At 73.1% G+C, this 18,904-nt stretch carries 19 protein-coding genes; 3 read left to right on the top strand and 16 right to left on the bottom strand.

Annotated features, from left to right (window positions below):
- Positions 1-28 precede the first annotated feature (28 nt).
- The 7 genes from VFV67_RS04160 to VFV67_RS04130 form a co-directional block, all read right to left on the bottom strand.
- Positions 29-1,561, bottom strand: coding sequence for a bifunctional uroporphyrinogen-III C-methyltransferase/uroporphyrinogen-III synthase (locus VFV67_RS04160; protein WP_326467318.1), 1,533 nt, complete (start codon positions 1,559-1,561; stop codon positions 29-31).
- Between the two features lie 28 nt (positions 1,562-1,589).
- Positions 1,590-2,570, bottom strand: a complete 981-nt coding sequence (gene hemC / locus VFV67_RS04155; protein WP_326467317.1) for a hydroxymethylbilane synthase — start codon at positions 2,568-2,570, stop codon at positions 1,590-1,592.
- The gene (locus VFV67_RS04150) at positions 2,567-3,880 is read right to left on the bottom strand and encodes a glutamyl-tRNA reductase (RefSeq protein WP_326467315.1); all 1,314 of its coding nucleotides are present in this window, start codon (positions 3,878-3,880) and stop codon (positions 2,567-2,569) included. The genes hemC and VFV67_RS04150 overlap by 4 nt, the downstream gene beginning before the upstream one ends.
- 94 nt (positions 3,881-3,974) lie before the next feature.
- On the bottom strand, positions 3,975-4,820 hold the full coding sequence (locus tag VFV67_RS04145; protein WP_326467313.1) for a redox-sensing transcriptional repressor Rex: 846 nt from the start codon (positions 4,818-4,820) through the stop codon (positions 3,975-3,977).
- Between the two features lie 177 nt (positions 4,821-4,997).
- A complete protein-coding gene (locus tag VFV67_RS04140) occupies positions 4,998-6,575 on the bottom strand; it encodes a molybdopterin-dependent oxidoreductase (RefSeq protein WP_326467311.1) in 1,578 nt (525 codons plus the stop codon).
- A 70-nt stretch (positions 6,576-6,645) separates the two neighbouring features.
- Positions 6,646-6,879, bottom strand: a complete 234-nt coding sequence (locus VFV67_RS04135; protein ID WP_326467310.1) for a glutaredoxin family protein — start codon at positions 6,877-6,879, stop codon at positions 6,646-6,648.
- On the bottom strand, positions 6,876-8,384 hold the full coding sequence (locus VFV67_RS04130) for an AMP-binding protein (RefSeq protein ID WP_326467309.1): 1,509 nt from the start codon (positions 8,382-8,384) through the stop codon (positions 6,876-6,878). The genes VFV67_RS04135 and VFV67_RS04130 overlap by 4 nt, the downstream gene beginning before the upstream one ends.
- Before the next feature lie 165 nt (positions 8,385-8,549).
- Between VFV67_RS04130 and VFV67_RS04125 the strand changes: the two genes are divergently transcribed.
- The 3 genes from VFV67_RS04125 to VFV67_RS04115 all read left to right on the top strand — a co-directional run bounded on the left by VFV67_RS04125 (position 8,550) and on the right by VFV67_RS04115 (position 11,405).
- Positions 8,550-9,134, top strand: coding sequence for a sigma-70 family RNA polymerase sigma factor (locus VFV67_RS04125; protein ID WP_326467356.1), 585 nt, complete (start codon positions 8,550-8,552; stop codon positions 9,132-9,134).
- A gap of 124 nt (positions 9,135-9,258) precedes the next feature.
- On the top strand, positions 9,259-10,437 hold the full coding sequence (locus VFV67_RS04120; RefSeq protein ID WP_326467307.1) for a DUF5667 domain-containing protein: 1,179 nt from the start codon (positions 9,259-9,261) through the stop codon (positions 10,435-10,437).
- A gap of 50 nt (positions 10,438-10,487) precedes the next feature.
- On the top strand, positions 10,488-11,405 hold the full coding sequence (locus VFV67_RS04115; protein WP_326467354.1) for an HAD-IB family hydrolase: 918 nt from the start codon (positions 10,488-10,490) through the stop codon (positions 11,403-11,405).
- Positions 11,406-11,409: 4 nt separating this feature from the next.
- Here the strand turns inward: VFV67_RS04115 and VFV67_RS04110 are convergent, their stop codons facing one another.
- The 9 genes from VFV67_RS04110 to VFV67_RS04070 form a co-directional block, all read right to left on the bottom strand.
- On the bottom strand, positions 11,410-12,405 hold the full coding sequence (locus VFV67_RS04110; RefSeq protein ID WP_326467305.1) for a lysophospholipid acyltransferase family protein: 996 nt from the start codon (positions 12,403-12,405) through the stop codon (positions 11,410-11,412).
- A 41-nt stretch (positions 12,406-12,446) separates the two neighbouring features.
- Positions 12,447-13,481, bottom strand: a complete 1,035-nt coding sequence (locus tag VFV67_RS04105; protein ID WP_326467303.1) for an NAD-dependent epimerase/dehydratase family protein — start codon at positions 13,479-13,481, stop codon at positions 12,447-12,449.
- A 111-nt stretch (positions 13,482-13,592) separates the two neighbouring features.
- On the bottom strand, positions 13,593-13,694 hold the full coding sequence (locus tag VFV67_RS04100) for a 30S ribosomal protein bS22 (protein ID WP_018684825.1): 102 nt from the start codon (positions 13,692-13,694) through the stop codon (positions 13,593-13,595).
- Between the two features lie 148 nt (positions 13,695-13,842).
- Positions 13,843-14,058 (bottom strand): helix-turn-helix domain-containing protein, encoded by a 216-nt coding sequence (locus tag VFV67_RS04095; RefSeq protein ID WP_326467301.1) that lies wholly within the window; start codon positions 14,056-14,058, stop codon positions 13,843-13,845.
- Between the two features lie 148 nt (positions 14,059-14,206).
- A complete protein-coding gene (gene proC, locus VFV67_RS04090) occupies positions 14,207-15,037 on the bottom strand; it encodes a pyrroline-5-carboxylate reductase (protein WP_326467299.1) in 831 nt (276 codons plus the stop codon).
- A gap of 21 nt (positions 15,038-15,058) precedes the next feature.
- Positions 15,059-15,913 (bottom strand): thioesterase family protein, encoded by an 855-nt coding sequence (locus VFV67_RS04085; protein WP_326467297.1) that lies wholly within the window; start codon positions 15,911-15,913, stop codon positions 15,059-15,061.
- Positions 15,914-15,956: 43 nt separating this feature from the next.
- On the bottom strand, positions 15,957-16,883 hold the full coding sequence (locus VFV67_RS04080; RefSeq protein ID WP_326467295.1) for a proline dehydrogenase family protein: 927 nt from the start codon (positions 16,881-16,883) through the stop codon (positions 15,957-15,959).
- Between the two features lie 47 nt (positions 16,884-16,930).
- Positions 16,931-17,707: a sugar phosphate isomerase/epimerase family protein gene (locus VFV67_RS04075; RefSeq protein WP_326467293.1), complete on the bottom strand. Its 777-nt coding sequence runs from the start codon at positions 17,705-17,707 to the stop codon at positions 16,931-16,933.
- Between the two features lie 2 nt (positions 17,708-17,709).
- Positions 17,710-18,876, bottom strand: coding sequence for a hypothetical protein (locus VFV67_RS04070; protein ID WP_326467291.1), 1,167 nt, complete (start codon positions 18,874-18,876; stop codon positions 17,710-17,712).
- Positions 18,877-18,904 lie beyond the last annotated feature (28 nt).

Here is an 18,904-nt window from a genome sequence, read left to right as displayed (position 1 = left end):
CAAGCTCACCTGTGGATTCGAGATCCGCTCAGCGCCGGGCCCGCTTGGTCTTGCGCGGCGGCGGCAGCGCACCCTCGGCCCGCAGCCTGGCGGCGTGCTCGGCCAGCGCGTCGACCAGGGCCGGCACCGTGGCGTGCTCCGGCTGGACGTCCACCCGCAGCCCGAACTCACGCGCGGTCTCGGCGGTCTTCGGGCCGATGCAGGCGACCAGCGTGCGGGTGTGCGGCTTGCCGGCGATCCCGACCAGGTTGCGCACGGTGGACGACGAGGTGAAGCAGACCGCGTCGAATCCGCCGGTCTTGATCATCTCGCGGGTGTCGGCCGGCGGCGGCGCCGCGCGCACCGTGCGGTACGCGGTGACGTCGTCGATCTCCCAGCCGCGCTCGCGCAGCCCGGCGGCCAGCGTCTCGGTGGCGATGTCCGCCCGGGGCAGCAGCACCCGCTCGACCGGGTCGAGGATGTCGTCGTACGGCGGGAACTCCTCGAGCAGTCCCTCGCTGGACTGCTCGCCCGAGGGCACCAGCTCCGGCACGATGCCGAACGAGCGCACCTTCGCCGCGGTCGACTCGCCGACGCAGGCGATCTTCACCCCGGAGAACGCGCGGGCGTCCAGGCCGAACTCGGCGAACTTCTCCCACACCGCGCGCACCGCGTTGGTCGAGGTGAACACCAGCCACTGGTAGCGCCCGTCCACCAGGCCCTTGACCGACCGCTCCATCTGCGCGGGGCTGCGCGGCGGCTCCACCGAGATGGTCGGCACCTCGGACGGGATCGCGCCGTGCAGCCGCAGCCGCTCGCTCATCTCGCCGGCCTGGTCCTTGGTGCGCGGCACGAGCACCCGCCAGCCGTACAGCGCGCGGGACTCCCACCAGGACAGCTTGGACCGGGCCGACACGGCGGAACCGACGGTGACCACCAGCGGGCCGGTGATCTCCCCGGCGTCCGCGGCCAGCGAGGCCAGCGTGGTGTCGACGGTGCGCTGCCCGGCTCCGGTGCCGTCCACGGTCACCGCAACCGGGGTCTGTGCCGCGAGCCCGTGCTCGACCAGCGCAGAGGCCGCCTCGGCCAGGTGGCTCGCGGCGGCGGTGAGCACGATCGGGCCGGGCGTGGCGGCGAGGCCCGCCCAGTCCACGTCGCCGCGCACGTCGACCTCGGTGTGCGTGGCGCCGAGCGCGATGCCGGCGTAGGCGGGCACCGCGGTCGCGGCCGGCACGCCGGGCACGATCTCGAAGGCCGCGCTGGTCCGGGCCACGGCCTGCGCCTCGGCCACCACGGCCGCGTGGGTCAGCGGGTCGCCGGCCACCAGCCGGACCACCAGCCGCCCGGCCTTGGCCTCGGCCACCAGGTCCTTGGCCACCTCGGCCGGCTCGCCGACGGCCGGACGCACCTCGGCGTCCGGTGCCGCGGCGGCGAGCACGTCGGACGGCACGTCCGGATCGGTCACCAGCAGCTCGCCGCGCCGGAGCAGTTCGGCGGCCCGGACGGTGAGCAGCGCGGCGTCACCGGGGCCGGAGCCGACGAACGCCACGCGCCCAGGACTTTTACGTACACGGGTGGTCATCAACCCACACTTCCCATCAACTACCTCTTCACGACTCCGGGCCGGACAACACGCCGGCCCCGAGCTCAAGCAGCTCGGCGGCCAGTGCCCGGCCGAGTTGCTCCCCTGCGGTCAGGTCGCCGGTGGCCGATGCCCGCACCAGCACGACGGACCCGCCCTCCCCGCTTCCGGCGGCGGCCAGGTTGGCCGCGGCCACCCCGCGCAGCGACAGCCGGTGGACCACGCGGTCCGTGCCGGGCAGCTCGCCACTCTCGAGATCCTCCACCACATCGGCCAATGCGCCAACCGGCGCGCTGCAGCCGGCCTCCAGCGCGGCGAGCAGAGCCCGCTCCGCGCCGACGGCCGCCCGCGTCGCCGGGTCGTCCACAGTGGACCGAATCAGGTGCTCGACGTCCATGTCGTCGACCCGGCACTCGATGGCCAGTGCGCCCTGCGCGGGCGCCGGCAGCATCTGGATCGGGTCGATCACCTCGGTGATCACGTCCAGCCGGCCGAGCCGCTGCAGGCCGGCCCTTGCCAGCACCACGCCATCCAGCTCGCCGTCGGTCACCTTGCCGATCCGGGTGTCCACGTTGCCCCGGATCGGCACGACCTCGAGGCCGAAGCCCAGCGCGTGCAGCTGCGCGGCGCGGCGCGGCGAGCCGGTGCCCACCCGGGCTCCGGTCGGCAACTCGCCCAGGGTCAGCCCGTCCCTGGCCACCAGGACGTCCCTGGCGTCGGCCCGGACCGGCACCGCGGCCAGCGACACCCGTGGGTCGCGCGCGGTCGGCAGGTCCTTGTAGGAGTGCACGGCGACATCGACGGTGCCGGCGGCCAGCGCGTCCCGCAGCGCCGAGGTGAACACCCCGACGCCCAACTCGGTCACCGGGGCGGCGGACCGGTCGCCGGGCGTGGACACGGTGACGACCTCGATCCGGGCGCCCGCGCGTTCCAGCTCGTCGACCACGAGCCCGGTCTGGGCCAGCGCCAGCGCGCTGCCCCTGGTCCCCACCCTGATGGTCCGGTTCATTCAGTCGCACCGTCCCCGTTCGGCCGGGTGATCGTGCCGGGCAGCTGCGGGTCGAGCTGGAACAGCTCGCGCAGCGCGTCGGCGTAGTTGGGGCCGGCCGGCCCGGAGGCCAGCTCCTTGACCCGCACGGTCGGGGTGTGCAGCAGCTTGTCCACCACCCGGCGCACGGTCCGGGTCAGCTCCGCGCGCACGGTGGCGTCCAGTCCGGGCAGCCGGGCGTCCAGCCGCAGCAGCTCGGCGTCGATCACCTCGGCGGCCCGGCGGCGCAGCGCGGTGACCGTCGGGGTGACCGCGGCGCTGCGCTGGGTGGCCAGGTAGCCGCGCAGCTCCTCGGCCACGATCTCGGCGGCCCGTCGGGTGTCCAGCTCACCGGGCGCCCCGCCGAGGCGCTGGTGCAGCGTCTCCAGGTCCACCACGGTGGTCCCGGGCAGGGCGCCGACCGCCGGTTCCACGTTGCGCGGCAGGCCGAGGTCGCAGACCACCAGTGGGCGTCCGTCGTGCCGGGCGCCGACCATGTCGGCGGTGATCATGGTCGCGGCCGTGCCGGTGCAGGACACCAGCAGGTCGGCCTCGGCGATCCGGTCCGCCAGTCCGGCCAGCCCGACCGCCTCGGCGTCGATGCCGTGGGTGCGCAGCGTGCCGGCCAGCTTGGCGCCGTTGGCCTCGGTGCGGTTGGCGATCACGACCCGGGCCACGCCGGCCCGGCGCAGCGCGGCGGCGCTCAGCCCGCCCATCGACCCGGCGCCGACGATCAGGGCGTGCCGGCCGACCAGCCCGCCGAGCACGGTCGCGGCGTCGGCCAGCGCCTCGGACACCACCGAGCGGCCGACCCGGTCCAGACCGATCTCGGTGTGCACCCGCTTGCCCACCCGCAGCGCCTGCTGGACCAGCTCGTGCAGGGTGCGGCCGACCGTGCCGGCCTCGCGGGCCACGCCGTAGGCGGCCCGGACCTGGCCGAGGATCTGCGCCTCGCCGACCACCATCGAGTCCAGCCCGGCGGCGACGGTGAACAGGTGCTCGGCGGCGGAGCCGGCGTAGTGCACGTACAGGTGGTCGTAGAGGACGACCGGGTCCATCCCGGCGTGCCGGGACAGCACGGCCACGATGTCGGCCAGCCCGGGGTGGAACGCCTCGACCGTGGCGTAGACCTCGACCCGGTTGCACGTGGAGACGAGCACCGCCTCGGCGACCGACGAGCAGCCGAGCAGCTCGTCGAGCAGCTTGCGGACCTCGCCGGCCGGCACCGTCGCACGCTCGAGGACCCGCAGATCGGCCGTCCGATGCGACATGCCAACCGCAAGAACGCTCATTTCGCCATCACCTCGCAAGCTCGGTGATGGTCCAGCCCGCCGCCTCGCAAGCTCGGCGGCGGCGCAGCGCCCAATGTTTCGCTCGCAAGCTCGCTCATCCCCTGATCACCACCCCGTCCATGCCGCGGTGGTCGAGCACCGGAGGAGCCACCCCGTTGACCTGGGGTGCCGGCCCGGCACCGTCCGCCCGGCGAGCCACATGGAAGGACAGGATCTGCAGCTCGACCGCCAGGTCGACCTTGCGGACCTCGACGGTGTCAGGGACCTGCAGGACCACCGGCGCGAAGTTCAGGATGCACTCGACGCCACCTTCCACCAACCGATCGCAAACAGCCTGTGCGGCGGCGGGCGGGGTGGCAATAACCCCAATGGAAACTTCACGTTCTGAGCACACTCGAACAATGTCGTCGATGTGATTGACGGCGATTCCGCCGACCGGAATGCCGATGAGGTCGGCGTCCACATCGAACAGGGCGGTCACCGGGAAGCCCCGGCTCGGGAACCCTCCGTAGTTGGCCAGGGCGTGCCCGAGGTTACCGATCCCGACCACGGCCACGCTGTGCTTGCGGGTCAGGCCGAGGATCCGCTCGATCTGGTCGATCAGGACCGCGACCTCGTAGCCGACGCCGCGGGTGCCGTACGAGCCGATGTAGGAGAGGTCTTTGCGCAGCTTGGCCGAGTTCACGCCGGCCGCGACGGAGAGCTCCTCACTGGACACCGTGCCGAGGCCCTGCTCCTGCATGGCGGACAGCACGCGCAGGTAGACGGCCAGCCGCGCGACGGCGGCCTCCGGGATGGCCCGGGCCCGGTCCCGCGCGGCGGGCACGCTGGGATCGAAGGCGGCACCGTCGGTGACGGCCGGCATCGGGGTGGTGATCTCCGCATCACCCGGTGCCGGGGGTGTCCTGCCGACCCCATCCCGTTGGCCACGCTGCGCCACGCCGAAACTCCTCGACAGAACTCGCCCTGGAATGTGAACACGGTAGCCGCTTGTGAACACATGCACAAAGTCGCCGGCCAGAGGCATAACCAATGACACACCTAACCACGCGGCTCCTACTCAAGCGGTAGTGGAGTCCCATGGTGAGCGAGCTTGCGAGCGAACCATCGGACAGGGTCAGGCGGCGGTGAACCCCACCGCGTGCCATCCGGTGGCGCCGTCCGGGGCCGGCGGCACGCGCTCCTCGGTCTGGGTGCGGCCGGTCCGGTCGGTGGCCCGCACCTCGACCTTGTGCTCACCGGGCGCGGCCTCGACCGTGGCCCGCCACATCCGCCAGGTGGCCAGGCCCACCTCGGTGGCCAGCTCCGCGGGCTGCCACGCGCCGCCGTCCAGGCGCACCTCGACCCGGTCCACCCCGACCGTCTGCGCCCAGGCCACCCCGGCGACCACCAGCCGGCCGGCCGGCACCGTGGCGAACGGACGCGGGCTGTCGATCCGGGACTGGGTCTTGATCGGAGCCCGGACCGCCCAGCCGCGCGGGATCCAGTAGCCCTCCCGCTGGTCGAACCGGGTCAGCTCCCAGTCCACCACCCACTTGGTGGCCGAGACGTAGCCGTACAACCCGGGCACCACCATCCGGGCCGGGAAACCGTGCTCGACCGGGAGCGGCTCGCCGTTCATCCCGATGGCCAGCAGCGCGCCGCGCGCCGGGTCCAGCAACGCCTCGACCGGGGTGCCGGCGGTGAACCCGTCCACGCTGGTGGAGAACACCTGGTCCGCCCCGGACCGCACGCCGGCCTCGAGCAGCAGGTCGCGGATCGGCACGCCGAGGAAGTTCGCGGTGGACACGTACTCGCCGCCGACCTCGTTGGACACGCAGGTCAGGGTGACCGTCCGCTCGACGAGACGGCGGTCGCGGATGTCGGCGAAGCCGAAGCTGACCTCGCGGTCGACCATGCCGTGCACGCGCAGCCGCCACTCGTCGGCGGTCATCCTCGGCACGGTCAGCGCGGTGTCGATCCGGTAGAAGTCGCGGTTGCTGGTGATGAACCGGGGGGTGCCGTTGCCGGCGAAGTCCGCTCCCGGCGGTACCGGCGGAGCCGGTTCGGCCGGTACCAGCGGGCCGACGGCGGCCCGAGAGCCCTCAACGTCCACCCGGACCGCGAACAGCTGCCCGGCCGCGCCGAGCACGCCGGCCCCGGCCGCCACCCCGGCCGAGGAGAGCAGGAACCGGCGCCGCGCCGCGTCGGTTCCTGCCGTCCCCTCGGATCCGCCGGTGCCCAGGGTCCGGTCCAGGGCGAGGCCGTGCAGCCAGCGGAACACCAACACCCCGGTGACCAGGCTGGCGGCCGGGGCCAGCACGCCGAGCTGACCGAGGTCCGGCCGGCCGAGCACGGCCAGGAAACCCAGCGCCCCGACCACGGTGGCCAGCACCACCCCCGGCCAGGACCGGCGCCGGGACAGCAGCCCGGCGACGCCGGCCACGATCAGCAGCACCACGGCCATGCCGAGCAGCAGCACCAGCTTGTCGGCCGTGCCGAAGGTCCGGATCGCCCAGTCCTTGACCGGGGCCGGGGTCAGGTCGATGGCCGAGTTGCCGACCGCGAGGAACGGCGACGCGGTCGGGCCGATGAACCCGGCCACGAGGTGCCCGGCGGCCAGCGCCGCCGCCACCGACAGCACGCCGACGAGCACCGCGACCGGGGCGGGCAGCCGGTCCGGCGGCGCGGTCGTCGGGCGGTCGAGGAGGTCCACACCCTTATTTCGGCTCAAAGCGCGCCAAGGTTCAACCGATCGGCGATTACCGATTTCTTAAAGAGCACGATCACGACATCAGGGCGGCGCGCAGCCGGTCCTCCTCGACCGCCCAGTACCCGTGCTCGACGCCGTCGATCAGGATCACCGGGACCCGGTCGCCGTACTCGGCGCGCAGCTCCGGATCGGCGTCCACGTCCGCGACGGTCCACGGCACGCCCAGCTCGCCGCAGATCCGCCGAACGTCGGCCTCGGCGGCGGCGCACGCCGGGCAGTCCGCCCGGCCGAGCACGGTGACCGTCACCGCAGGCTCGCCCGGCGCAGTTTGCCGGTCACCGAGTGCGGCAGCGCGTCGACGAACTCCACCACGCCCGGCACCTTGAACTTGGCCAGCCGCTGCGCGCAGTGCTCGCGCACCGCCTCCTCGGTCAGCGCGGCGCCCGGCACCAGCGCGACCACGACCTTCACCCGTTCGCCGGAGCGCTCGTCCGGCACCCCGACCGCGGCCGACTCGGCCACCCCGGCCAGCTCGAGCAGCACCCGCTCCACCTCGTGCGGGTAGACGTTGAACCCGTTGACGATGATCAGGTCGTTGGCCCGGTCGACCAGGTGCAGGTCACCGTCGGCGTCCAGGTAGCCGACGTCGCCGGTGCGGAACCAGCCCTCGTCGTCCGGCCCGTGTGCGCCGTCCGGCCAGTACCCGCTGAACAGGTTGGCGCCGCGCACCGACACCAGGCCGGTCTCGCTCACCTCGCCCTCGTCCAGCTCGACCAGCGGCTCGTCCGGGTCGTCGATGGCCACCAGCGGCACGCCGTCGCTGTCCACCAGGCGCAGCTCGACGCCGGGGATCGGCCGGCCGACCGAGCCGGCCTTGGCGTACCCGCCGACCAGCGTGGAGGTCAGCACCGGGCCGGTCTCGGTGAGCCCGTAGCCCTCGTACACGTTCAGCCCGGTGGTCTGCCGGATCGCCCCGAGCACCGGCGCGGGCAGCGGCGCGGCGCCCGAGGTGAGCAGCCGCATGCTGGCCAGCGCCACGGCCAGCCGCTCGCTGCCCACCCCGGCGAACGCCTGGTACATCGGCGGCACCCCGACCATGGCGGTGATCCGGTGCCGCTCGCACAGCTCCAGCGCGGTCTCGGTGGCGAACCGGTCCATCAGCACCGCGGTGGCCCCGGCGGCGGCCACCTGGAACAGACCCGGCCCCAGCCCGTAGAGGTGGAACAGCGGCACCGCCAGCAGCACCCGGTCGGTGGCGTTGACCGGGGCCGGGCGCAGCGCCGCGCACTGCTCGACGTTGGACAGCAGGGCCCGGTGGGACAGCATCACCCCGCGCGGCACGCCCGCGGTGCCGGAGGTGTAGCAGAGCACGGCCAGGTCCTCGCCGCCGCGGGCCGGGGCGCCCGGCGCGACCGAGACCCCCGCCGTCAGGTCCGGACCGGGTATCCCGGTGGCCTCGACGCCCTCCGGCACCGGGCCGACCACCAGGCCGGCGCCGCTGTCGGTGAGCACCCGGCGGACCTCGGGGGCCGGCGCCTCGGCGCTCAGCGGCACGACCACCGCGTCGGCCCGCAGCACGCCGAACAACGCGACGCAGAACGGCACGCCGCCGGGCAGCAGCACCAGCACCCGGTCGCCGGCCGTCACCCCGGCCGCGAGCAGCGTGGCGGCGAAGGCGTTGGCCGCGTCATCGATCTGTCGCCAGGTCAGCGCGTGCCCGGCCGCGTCGTCCAGCAGCGCGGTATGGTCCGGCACCCTGGCGGCCGCCTCGGCGACCAGGTCCGCGACGTTGCCGGTCTGCGCATCGACCATGGGAACCTCTTTCATCGCTTACCCGGGCGAAAGTGTGTCACGGGCCACCGACGTCACGGTTAACTACCTGTTAGGCGGAACAACTTGGTGATATCGACGATTGCCAACTAAGAAGTAGACGGTCCGAGACGGAGCAGCCCAGAACCTACCGTGAGCCAGCACGAAATCGACGCCTTCGACGTGGCAGAGGTACCCGAGACCAGACAGCCCGGTGAGTCCTGGGATCTGGTCCATGCCGCGCAGCAGGGCGACATGGCGGCCTTCGGCAGGCTCTACGACCGTTACGTCGACGTGGTGTACCGCTACGTGCTGTTCCGGGTCGGTGACCGGGAGCTGGCCGAGGACGTCACCAGCGAGACGTTCCTGCGCGCGCTGCGCCGGATCGGCACGGTCAGCTACCAGGGCCGGGACGTGGGCGCCTGGTTCGTCACGATCGCCAGGAACCTGGTGCTCGACCACGTCAAGTCCAGCCGGTTCCGGCTGGAGGTGATCACCGCCGAGGTCGAGTCGCGCCGGGTCGAGGCCGGGCCGGAGCACGAGGTGCTGACCAAGGTCACCGCCGAGGCGCTGCTGGGATGCGTCGAGCAGCTCGGCGACGACCAGCGGGAGTGCATCGTGCTGCGGTTCCTGCAGGGCTTATCGGTTGCCGAGACCGCGCAGATCATGGAACGCAACGAGGGCGCGGTGAAGGCGTTGCAGCACCGGGCCGTGCGCCGGCTGGCCCAACTTCTGCCCTCGGAGCTGCGATGACGTGTACTGCCGTAACTTGGCGTTGGGCCAATCGTTTGTATAGAGCGAGATCCTTTACGGATGACTGGAAGTCCGGAGCGGGATGGTGAACAGCGGAACGGAACCGTCAGGGCCTGACGGACCGGTGGAGGTCGACCAGCGGGTCGTCGCCCTGGTACGCGGCCTGGCTCCGCTGACCGCACCCGACGGCGAGGCGCGGGACCGGATGCGGGCGCGGATCCTGGCCGGTTTCGCCGCCCCGGAGCCCGACTCCGGCCCCGACGACCTCGACTCCGACTCCGACCTCGACCAGGGCTCCCCGCCCGCGCTCCCGGAGCGGCCCAAGCCCGCAACCGGCCCGGCACCGCAGTCGCGGCGCCCGAGGAGGTGGGGCAGCCGGCCGGGCGGCTCCGACCGCGGTTCCTCCCGGCCGGGCGAGAACTCCAAACCCGGCGCCGGTCTGCGCGGCCGGTTCGCCATCGCGGCCGTGGCGATGCTGGCGCTGGTGGCCTCGCTCGCCGGAATGAGCCTGTTGCTGGCCAGGGACGCGCTGCCCGGCGACACGCTGTACGGGATCAAGCGCACCGCCGAGGCGGCCTCGCTCGGCCTGACCTTCGGCGACGAGTCCAAGGCGGTCAAGCACCTCGAGTTCGCCGCGGCCCGGGTGACCGAGATCGAGACGCTGGCCCGGCGCTACCCCAACCCGGACGACGCGCCGGTCGGGCTGTACCTCACGGCGATGTCGGACTTCGACACCGACACCGCGGCCGCCGCCCGGCAGCTGATCGCGCTGGCCACCCAGCGCGACGGCCGGCAGCTGCAGTCGCTGCGCGAATGGGCCCGGACCCAGGCGGTCCGGCTCGAGGCGGCGGCCGGCGGGCTGCCCGCCGCGGCGCGGCACCGGACCAGCACCTCGCTCGCCCTGCTGACCGGCATCACCGCCCGGGCCGACGCCCTGCTGGACCGGATGCCCTGCTACCAGATCACCACCGGATCGTTCGACGCGATCGGTGCGCTGCCGGCGACCGGCCGGTGCGAGCGGGTGCCCGGCGCCGACAACGACCGCAGGTCCGCGCCGAGCCTCAGCGACTCCCAGGCGCCGCCGGAGCCGCCACTGACCTCGGCGCCGACGGCGCCGCTGCCGCCGACGCAGACCCCCCCGCTGCCCGGCGCCGGACCGTCGGCGGTACCTGGCGCGCCCGGTTCACCCGAACCGGGCGCGCCTGCGACCGGGCAGACCCCGGTCTCGGTGCCGCTACCGTTGCCGCCGGTGGAGTTACCGCCGCTGCTGCCCGGTCTGCCCGGTATTCGCCTCGGTGGTTAGTCCGGGGCGATCGATAGTCTGTGTTCAACACCGTGAACCACCCGGAGGCGATGCCGTTGTCCCGTCGGCACGGCGACAGGAAGGTGACCGAGCTGGAGCGGCTGGCCGCTCTGGCCGGTGAGGCGTCTGCCGAGGCGGCCTACGCCATCGAGCAGGAGGCGCCGCCCGACGAGGCCGCCCGGCCGGTGGCCGATCTCACCGCGGCCGCGTTCTTCGACGTGGACAACACGATGATGATGGGCGCGTCGATCTTCCACTTCGCCCGCGGGCTGGCCGCGCGGAAGTTCTTCACCAACTCCGACCTGGCCCGGTTCGCGGTGCAACAGGTGAAGTTCCGGGTGGCCGGCAAGGAGAGCCGGGACGGCATCCGGAACAGCCGGGAGCAGGCGCTGTCCTTTGTGGCCGGTCACACGGTGGACGAGCTGATCTCCCTCGGCGAGGAGATCTACGACGAGCTGATGGCGGACAAGATCTGGCCGGGTACCCGGGCGCTGGCCCAGATGCACCTCGACGCCGGGCAGCGGGTCTGGCTGGTCACCGCGACGCCGGTGGAGCTGGCCACGATCATCGCCCGCCGGCTCGGCCTGACCGGCGCGCTCGGCACGGTCGCGGAGAGCGAGGACGGCGTCTACACCGGACGCCTGGTCGGGGAGATGCTGCACGGCCCGGCCAAGGCCCACGCCGTGCGCGCCCTCGCCGCCCGCGAGGGCCTGAACCTACGCCGGTGCACCGCGTACTCGGACTCGGCCAACGACGTCCCGATGCTGTCGGTGGTCGGCACCTCGGTCGCGGTCAACCCGGACAGCGGCCTGCGCGAGGTCGCCCGCAAGCGCGGCTGGGAGATCCGCGACTTCCGCACCGGCCGCAAGGCCGCCAAGATCGGCGTGCCGTCGGTGCTCGGCGCCGGGGCGGTGGCCGGCGCGGTCGCCGCCGGCCTTGCCGCCTACCGCAAGCGCGAGCACGCCTGACCGGTCAGCCCAGGAACGGGTTGCCCCGCTCGGCGAGCAGCCGGTAGAGGCTCTGCTGGATGGTCTCCCGGACCTGGTCGGTGAGGTTGAAGACCAGCATCGGGTCGTCGGCGTCCGGGTAGGACCCGGTGTCGATCGGCTCACCGAACTCGATGTGCCACTTGGACGGCAGCGGGATCGCGCCGAGCGGGCCGAGCAGCGGGAAGAACGGGGTGACCGGGAAGTACGGCAGGCCGAACAGTCGGGCCAGCGGGCGCAGGTCGCCGATCTTGGGGTAGATCTCCTCGGCGCCGACGATCGAGCACGGGACGATCGGCACGCCGGTGCGGATCGCCGCCGAGACGAACCCGCCCCGGCCGAACCGCTGCAGCTTGTAGCGGTCCCGGAACGGCTTGCCGATGCCCTTGAAGCCCTCCGGCCACACCCCGACCAGCTCGCCGGCCCGCAGCAGCCGCTCGGCGTCCGGGTTGCAGGCCAGCGTCTGGCCGGACTTGCGGGCCAGCGCGCCGAGCAGCGGGGTCTGGAAGACCAGGTCGGCACCGAGCATCCGCAGGTGCCGGCCGGCCGGGTGGTGCTCCCGCACCGCCACCGCGGTCATCACCGCGTCCAGCGGCAGCGTGCCGGAGTGGTTGCACACCAGCAGCGCGCCGCCGTCGGCCGGCAGGTGCTCGGCACCGGTCACCTCGACCCGGAACCACGACCGGTACAGCAGCCGCAGCGGCGGCAGCAGCACCGCGTCGGTCAGCTCGGGGTCGAACCCGAACTCGTCGATCGGATAGTCGCCGGACAGCCGGCGGCGCAGGAACGCCACCGCGTCGGCCAGCCGGCCGAGCGGGCCGTCCGACCGCACCGGCTCCGCCCGCGGCCGCAGCGGGGTCGGCTCGGTCAACTCCGCCGGCTCGGCCGACACCTCCTGCGGAGCCGCCGCCGGATCCGGACCGTCCACTCGGGCCGGTCCGTTTCTGTTGCGCTGCAGGGGAATCACCCGTGCTTGCTGCATGCCGCGTTACCTTTCCAGTTTCCGCGAAGAATTGCGTCCGGTCAGCGCGCGGCGGCGGCATGCAGCCGCCGCTCCAGCGCGCCGAGGCGTCCGGGGTCCACCAGCGGCCGGCGGCCGCTGCCTTGGACGTAGTCGTCGAACGCCTGCGAGGTGGTCCACCGCGGCGTGAACCCGAAGGTGGTCTTCAGCCGGGTCGTGTCGACCACCCGGCCGTAGTTGAGGAACCGCACCTGGTCCGGCGAGAAGTTGACCAGCCGGGAGCCGAACGGCACCAGCCGGGCCATGGTCGGGATGGCGCCGCGGAGCAGCGGCAGCGGCACCCGGCCGGCCCGGCGGATGGCCTGGGAGAGCATCAGCACCCCGTCGCCACCCACGTTGAACACGCCGGGCAGGTCCTCGACCGTCGCCCGGTCCAGCACGGCGAGCCCGTCCTCGCCGTGCAGCAGTTGCATCCGGGCGTCGAAGCCCAGCACGGTCGGCACCACCGGCAGCGCGAAGTACCGGGTGAGCACGGTGTCCACCCCGGGTCCGATCAGGTTGACCAGCCGCAGCGTGGTCACCAGCACGTCCGGCCGGCGCCGGGCGAACCCGCGGACGTAGCCCTCGACCTCGACGGCGTCCTTGGCGAACCCGCTGGATGCCAGGTCCCGGGGCGTGTCCTCCTCGGTGAACACCGCCGGCGAGCGGGAACTGGCGCCGTAGACCGCCGCCGTTGACTTCACCACCAGCTTGCGCACCGTGCGGGACCGCTGGCAGGCGGCCAGCAACTGCATCGTGCCGATGACGTTCATTTCCTTGATCAGCGTGCGGCCGGACGGACCCGCCGGGCTCGCCGTGGTCGCCGCGTGCACCACGGTGTCCACTCGGCCCGCCGAGATCACCTTGGCGATCAGCGGGTTGCGGATGTCGGCGCGGACGAACTCGGCCCGGCCCATGCGACGGAGCACGGCGCGTGGCGGCGGCGCGGTATCCACGGCGATCACGCGTTCGATGTCCGGGTTGGCTGCCAGCCGTGCGGCCAGGTTGCCACCGAGATAGCCGCCAACGCCGGTCACGAGGACGACGTTGGGCGTCATGCACTTCCTCGATCGGTTGTCCCCTGCGGTACCCGACTGTAGACCACCTTCGGGCATCCCGGATCGCCCGGCAACACGCTGTTAACGCGGGTAACCGGGAGTTGCCGGACGCTACTTCTTCAGCTTGCGGCGCTGCACCCTGGTCTTGCGCAGCAGCTTGCGGTGCTTCTTCTTCGACATGCGCTTACGGCGCTTCTTGATGACCGAACCCATGCGGATCCTTCGCTGTCGTCAGTGGTCTGGCTCTTGGCGCTCCGGTGCGGCCACGACCACTCAAACCAGCGAGGCAGTTCGGCGTGCGATGGCACCAGGCAACGAACGTCAAGGTTACCTGGCCGGCCCCGGCGTCGTGCAGCCGGCTTCAGCCGGCGTCGAAGTAGGCGCCCTCGAGGTAGCTGTGCACCGCCTTCTCCGGCACCCGGAAGGACTTGCCGACCCGGACGGCGGGCAGCTCACCGTTGTGCACCAGGCGGTACACCGTCATCTTGGACACCCGCATCATCGCGGCCACCTCGGCCACGGTGAGGAACTGCACGGGTGCGACACCTTGGGCTTCCTTGTCCTTCTTCGCCGGCATGGGCTCACCGCGTCCTTTGCCACGTGTCGCGCCCGCCGGCTTCCCCCCGGCGGGAACCGACACGCACGTGCTTCTCCAGAGAGTAGCGTGACGGCTGTGACTGATGCGACGTCAGTTCGCGTCAAGATATTCACATTCCGGAACCCGGCTAGTCGATCTTGTGAGCCCGGCCCAGTTCCTCGGACCGGTCCCGGGCCGCCTCGATCGCGGCCAGTAGCGCCGCCCGCACGCCGTGCTTCTCCAACTCCCGGATGGCCATGATCGTGGTGCCGGCCGGCGAGGTGACCGCCTCGCGCAGGGTCACCGGGTGCTCCCCGGTCTCGGCCAGCATCTTGGCCGCGCCGACGGCCGACTGGATGATCAGTTTCTCGGACACGTTGCGCGGCAGACCGAGCAGGATGCCGGCGTCGATCATGGCCTCGACCAGGTAGAAGAAGTACGCCGGGCCGGAGCCGGAGAGCGCGGTCACCGCGTCCTGCTGCGACTCGGGCACGCGCACCACCTTGCCGACCGCGGCGAGCATCTGCTCCACCACGTCCAGGTGCTCGGGTCCGGCGTGCCCGCCCGGCGAGATCGCGCTCATCGCCTGGCCGACCACGGCGGGCGTGTTGGGCATGACCCGGACCACCGGCACCCCGGCCGGCAGCCGCCGCTCGTACAGCGCGGTGGGCAGCCCCGCACACAGCGACACCACCAGGGTCGGCGGGCTGATCAGCGGGGCGAGCTCGTCCAGCAGCGGCTCGATGTCCTGCGGCTTGACGGCCACCACGAGCACGTCCGCCTCGGCGGCCGCCACCGCGATGTCCACCGCACGGATTCCGTACCGCCGGGTCAGCTCCTTGGCCCGTTCGGCGTGGCGTTCGGTGAACATCAGCTCGTCCACCCGGCGGCCGCCGCCCAGCAGGCCGGACAGCAGCGCCTCGCCGATCTTGCCGGCGCCCAGCACGGCGATGGTGGGGCGCCCGGTAGCCGCAGTCATGGCAATAGCGTGCCAGAGCGGTCAGCCCGCGGCGGACAGGGCGAGTTGGCGGGCCTGGCAGATCAGCCGGCCGGTGGAGTCGATCACGGTGGCATCCGAGTCGAACCAGGCGCCGTGCACGGCCCGGGACTCGACCAGCACCCGCAGCCAGCCGGGCGACGGCCGGGACCGGACCAGCGCGGTCATCTGCACCGTGGGGCTCCACCCGAACCGGCCAAGGTTGAACGTCAGCGGCATGTTGATGTCCCCGGCGACCAGCGCGAACAGCGGGTCGGCCGGCTCGGCCCTCGGCCGCACCCACAACCGCAGCCGCAGCGGGTCACCGACGTGGCCGTGCAGGAACCCGGCGCCGGTCGGGTCCAGCCGGATGTCGCAGGCCGTGGTCAGCTTGAACACCGAAGCGAGCGGGAGCGAGGCGACCTCGACCGCGTTGCCCGGGGGCTCCGCGGACAGGTTGGGCAGATCCGCCCAGGCCGCCCGCTCCCTGGGTAACCGGCCGGTGGTGACCACCCCTTCCACGCAGCTCTTGCCGCGCTGCTCGAGGTGGACCGAGACGACCGTGGCCTGCCGGCCGGACTTGCGCAACTCGGTGCGCAACAGCACCGGCCCGACGCTGGGCGGGTTGAGGAACTGGGCGCTGACCGCGAGCGGGTCCACCAGCGGGGTGCCGGCCCCGCCGCTGTGCGCCGCGACCGCCGTGCGGGCCAGCAGGGCGAGCAGGAACCCGCCGTGCGGCCGGCCGCGCACCGTCCAGGTCGCCGGTAGCTCGGCGGTGAACGTGCCGTCACCGAGCGGGCGAACCCGCGAGGCGAGCGCGAACGGGCCGGCCGGGGCGCCGCCCGCGCGTGCGTCCCCGTGGCCAGCAACACTGCTCATGATCTTTACCCTGCCATGTTCAACGAGCCCGTGTAACCCGCGCTCAGCCCCGCGTGGCCAGGGAACGCAGGAAGAACGCCAGGTTGGCCGGGCGCTCCGCGAGACGGCGCATCAGGTATCCGTACCATTCGCCACCGTATGGTACGTAGACCCGCACGGTGTGCCCGACCTGGGCGAGTCGTAGCTGTTCCTCCGGCCGGATCCCGTAGAGCATCTGGAACTCGAAGCTGCCCGGCTTGCGCCCGTACTCGCCGGCCCGCTCGCCGAGCAACCGGACCAGGCGGGGATCGTGCGTGGCGAACATCGGGAAGCCGTCCCCGCCGAGCAGCGCCATCGCGCACCGCACGTAGCTCAGGTCCACCTCGTGGGCATCGGCGAAGGCCACGTCCGGCGGCTCGGCGTAGGCGCCCTTGCACAACCGCACCCGGGAGCCCGCGGTGGCCAGCCGGTCGCAGTCGTCCAGCGTGCGGCGCAGGTAGGCCTGCAGCACCGCGCCCACCCACGGCCACCGGGTGCGCAGCTCGCCGAGCACCCGCAGGGTCGAGTCGGTGGTGGTGTGGTCCTCCATGTCCAGCGTGACCGTGGTGCCGCAGCGCTGCGCCGCGGCGCAGATCCGGCCGGCGTTGTCCAGCGCGAGCCGCTCGTCGAGCAGTTGGCCGACGGCGGAGAGCTTGACGCTCACCTCGGCCCGCTCGGCCAGACCGCGCGCCTCGAGGGCGTCCAGCAGCTCGAGGTAGGCCTGCACGGTCCGCTCGGCCAGCGCCGTGTCGGTGGTGTCTTCGCCGAGGTAGTCCAGCGTGACGGTCAGTCCGGCGGCCACCAGGCGACCGGTCACCGCGACCGCGTCCGCGGTCGTCTCGCCGGCCACGTAGCGGCGCACCACGTCCCGGCTCACCGGGGCGGAGCCGACCATGTGGCGGATCGTTTGATTTCCTGCGGCGGCCAGGATCAGCGAACGCAACGGATACACGCCCGGAACTTTACGTCCCCCGCCGCCGCCCAGGGGGAACCCGAACGTCACTGACCCAGGTGCAACCGGGCAAACAGCAGCGCCTCGGCAAGATCCCGGCGGCGCTGCGTCGGCTGCCGCACCCGGCGGGTGTTGATCTCCAGGATGACCTGGCCGGTGAATCCGGTGCGGACCAGCTCCTCGCACAGCTCGGCGCACGGCTGGGTGCCCCGGCCCGGCACCAGGTGCTCGTCCTTGGGCAGCCCGGACCCGTCGGCCAGGTGCACGTGCCGCAGCCCCTCACCCATCCGCTTGGCCAGCTCGAGCGCGTCGGTGCCGGCCGCGGAGGTGTGCGACAGGTCCAGCGTGTAGTGCCGGTAGCCGACGTCGGTCGGGTCGATCGACGGACGGAACGCCGACACCTCCCGGCCGAACCGGCGCACCGGGAACATGTTCTCCACGGCGATCGCCACGCCGCTGGCCGCCTCCAGCTCCTGGATCAGGTCCACGAACGCATCGGCGTAGCGACGCTGCCAGCGAAACGGCGGATGGATCACCACGGTGGGTGCGCCAAGGTCCTGCGCGGCCTGCACGGCGCGGCGCAGCCGCACCTCGGGGTCCGGCGACCAGACCCGCTGGGTGATCAACAGGCAGGGCGCGTGCACGGCCAGCACCGGCGTGCGGTGCGCCCGGGACGCCCGGCGCAGCGCCGCCACGTCCTGGCTCATCGGGTCGGCCCACACCATGACCTCGACGCCGTCGTAACCCAGCTCGGCGGCCAGCAGGAACGCGGTGGCCGCGGTCTGCGGCCACACCGACGCCGTCGACACGCCGACCTCGGGCACGGCTACCTGCTCAACAGCAGCAGCGCGGCCGGGGAAACCGTGACGAACAGGCCGACCAGGACGGCGAGCAGCGTGGTCTGCAGGTCGTCGGCGCGACGGATCTTCCGCACGATCCACACCAGGCCGACGATCACCACCAGCGCGGCCACCAGCGCGGCCTGCGGGTAACGGCCCCACAGCCAGTTGAACCCGAGCCACACCGCGGCGCCGCCGACCACGCTGACCGCCACCTGGGCGATCATGATCAGCCATTCCCGGCCGGCCGACGGCGTCTTCTCGTCGTCGTCCAGGTCGTCGTCGAACTCGTCGTCCGGGCCGTCGTCGGCGTAGTCCGGGTAGTCCTCGTAGCCGTCCTCGTCCCGGTCGTCGTCGACTTCCAGCTCGGTGAAGCCGTTGCGCAGCTCGGCGCCGCCGGCCGGGCCGAACGCCGCGGGCGGTGCCGCGGGAACCCGGGGCATCTGCTCGGTGTACGGCTCGGGCGGGCGGGCCGGCTGGGGCGGGGGCACCGGGAAGTAGCCGGACCCGGGCGGGGCGGCCGGCGCTCCCGGCACCGGGAAGGATCCGGACGGCATGGACTGCGGCGGCCCGGGCCGGCGGTTCGGCGGGACCGGCCGGGTCGGCGGGACCGGCTGGGCGATCCCCGGCCGGGGCAACTGCTGGGACGGCTGCTGCGGCGGCGCCGGGGGCCGCTGCGGCGCCGGCAGCTGCTGCGACGGCTGCGGCCGGGGCAACTGCTGGGAGGGCTGCTGCGGCGGCGCTGGCGGCCGCTGCGGCGCCGGCAGTTGCTGCGAGGGCTGCGGCCGGGGCGGCTGCTGGTTCGGCGGCATCGGCGGCTTCGGCTGCGGCGGCGCCTGCCGGGTCTGCGGCGCGGGCGGGCGCGGAGGAACCGGCAGCTGCTGCGCGGGCTGCTGGTGCGCGGGCTGCTGGTGCGCGGCCGGCCGCGGCCGGTGCGAGGTGCGGGTCGGCGGCGGCTGGTCGTCCCGGATCGGGGTGAGCTTCGAGCTTTCCGAGTTGACCCGTTCGATGATCGTCTGCGGCGCCGTGTCGGAGGCCTCGTCGCGCCGCCTGCGCCTGCGCGGCGCCCGGTCGGCGTTCTCCGCGCCGTACATGGCCAGCAGCTCGGCGACGGTGCGCTGCTGCGTGCTGTCGGGTCCGCCTTCGTGACTCATCGTTTCCACCGTGCCTGACACCGGCCGG

The organism is Actinophytocola sp., from assembly GCF_035762905.1.
Taxonomy (GTDB): Bacteria; Actinomycetota; Actinomycetes; order Mycobacteriales; family Pseudonocardiaceae; genus DASYTH01.
This window is presented reverse-complemented; position numbering and strand designations above follow the sequence as displayed.

Bases quoted from the DNA above. Each gene is read 5' to 3' on its own strand.
- VFV67_RS04095 (WP_326467301.1), bottom strand. From the start codon at position 14,058: ATGCCGGCGAAGAAGGACAAGGAAGCCCAAGGTGTCGCACCCGTGCAG.
- VFV67_RS04085 (WP_326467297.1), bottom strand. From the start codon at position 15,913: ATGAGCAGTGTTGCTGGCCACGGGGACGCACGCGCGGGCGGCGCCCCG.
- VFV67_RS04100 (WP_018684825.1), bottom strand. From the start codon at position 13,694: ATGGGTTCGGTCATCAAGAAGCGCCGTAAGCGCATGTCGAAGAAGAAG.
- VFV67_RS04160 (WP_326467318.1), bottom strand. From the start codon at position 1,561: ATGACCACCCGTGTACGTAAAAGTCCTGGGCGCGTGGCGTTCGTCGGC.
- VFV67_RS04115 (WP_326467354.1), top strand. From the start codon at position 10,488: ATGCCGTTGTCCCGTCGGCACGGCGACAGGAAGGTGACCGAGCTGGAG.
- VFV67_RS04150 (WP_326467315.1), bottom strand. From the start codon at position 3,880: ATGAGCGTTCTTGCGGTTGGCATGTCGCATCGGACGGCCGATCTGCGG.
- proC (WP_326467299.1), bottom strand. From the start codon at position 15,037: ATGACTGCGGCTACCGGGCGCCCCACCATCGCCGTGCTGGGCGCCGGC.
- hemC (WP_326467317.1), bottom strand. From the start codon at position 2,570: ATGAACCGGACCATCAGGGTGGGGACCAGGGGCAGCGCGCTGGCGCTG.
- VFV67_RS04130 (WP_326467309.1), bottom strand. From the start codon at position 8,384: ATGGTCGATGCGCAGACCGGCAACGTCGCGGACCTGGTCGCCGAGGCG.
- VFV67_RS04110 (WP_326467305.1), bottom strand. From the start codon at position 12,405: ATGCAGCAAGCACGGGTGATTCCCCTGCAGCGCAACAGAAACGGACCG.
- VFV67_RS04105 (WP_326467303.1), bottom strand. From the start codon at position 13,481: ATGACGCCCAACGTCGTCCTCGTGACCGGCGTTGGCGGCTATCTCGGT.
- VFV67_RS04070 (WP_326467291.1), bottom strand. From the start codon at position 18,876: ATGAGTCACGAAGGCGGACCCGACAGCACGCAGCAGCGCACCGTCGCC.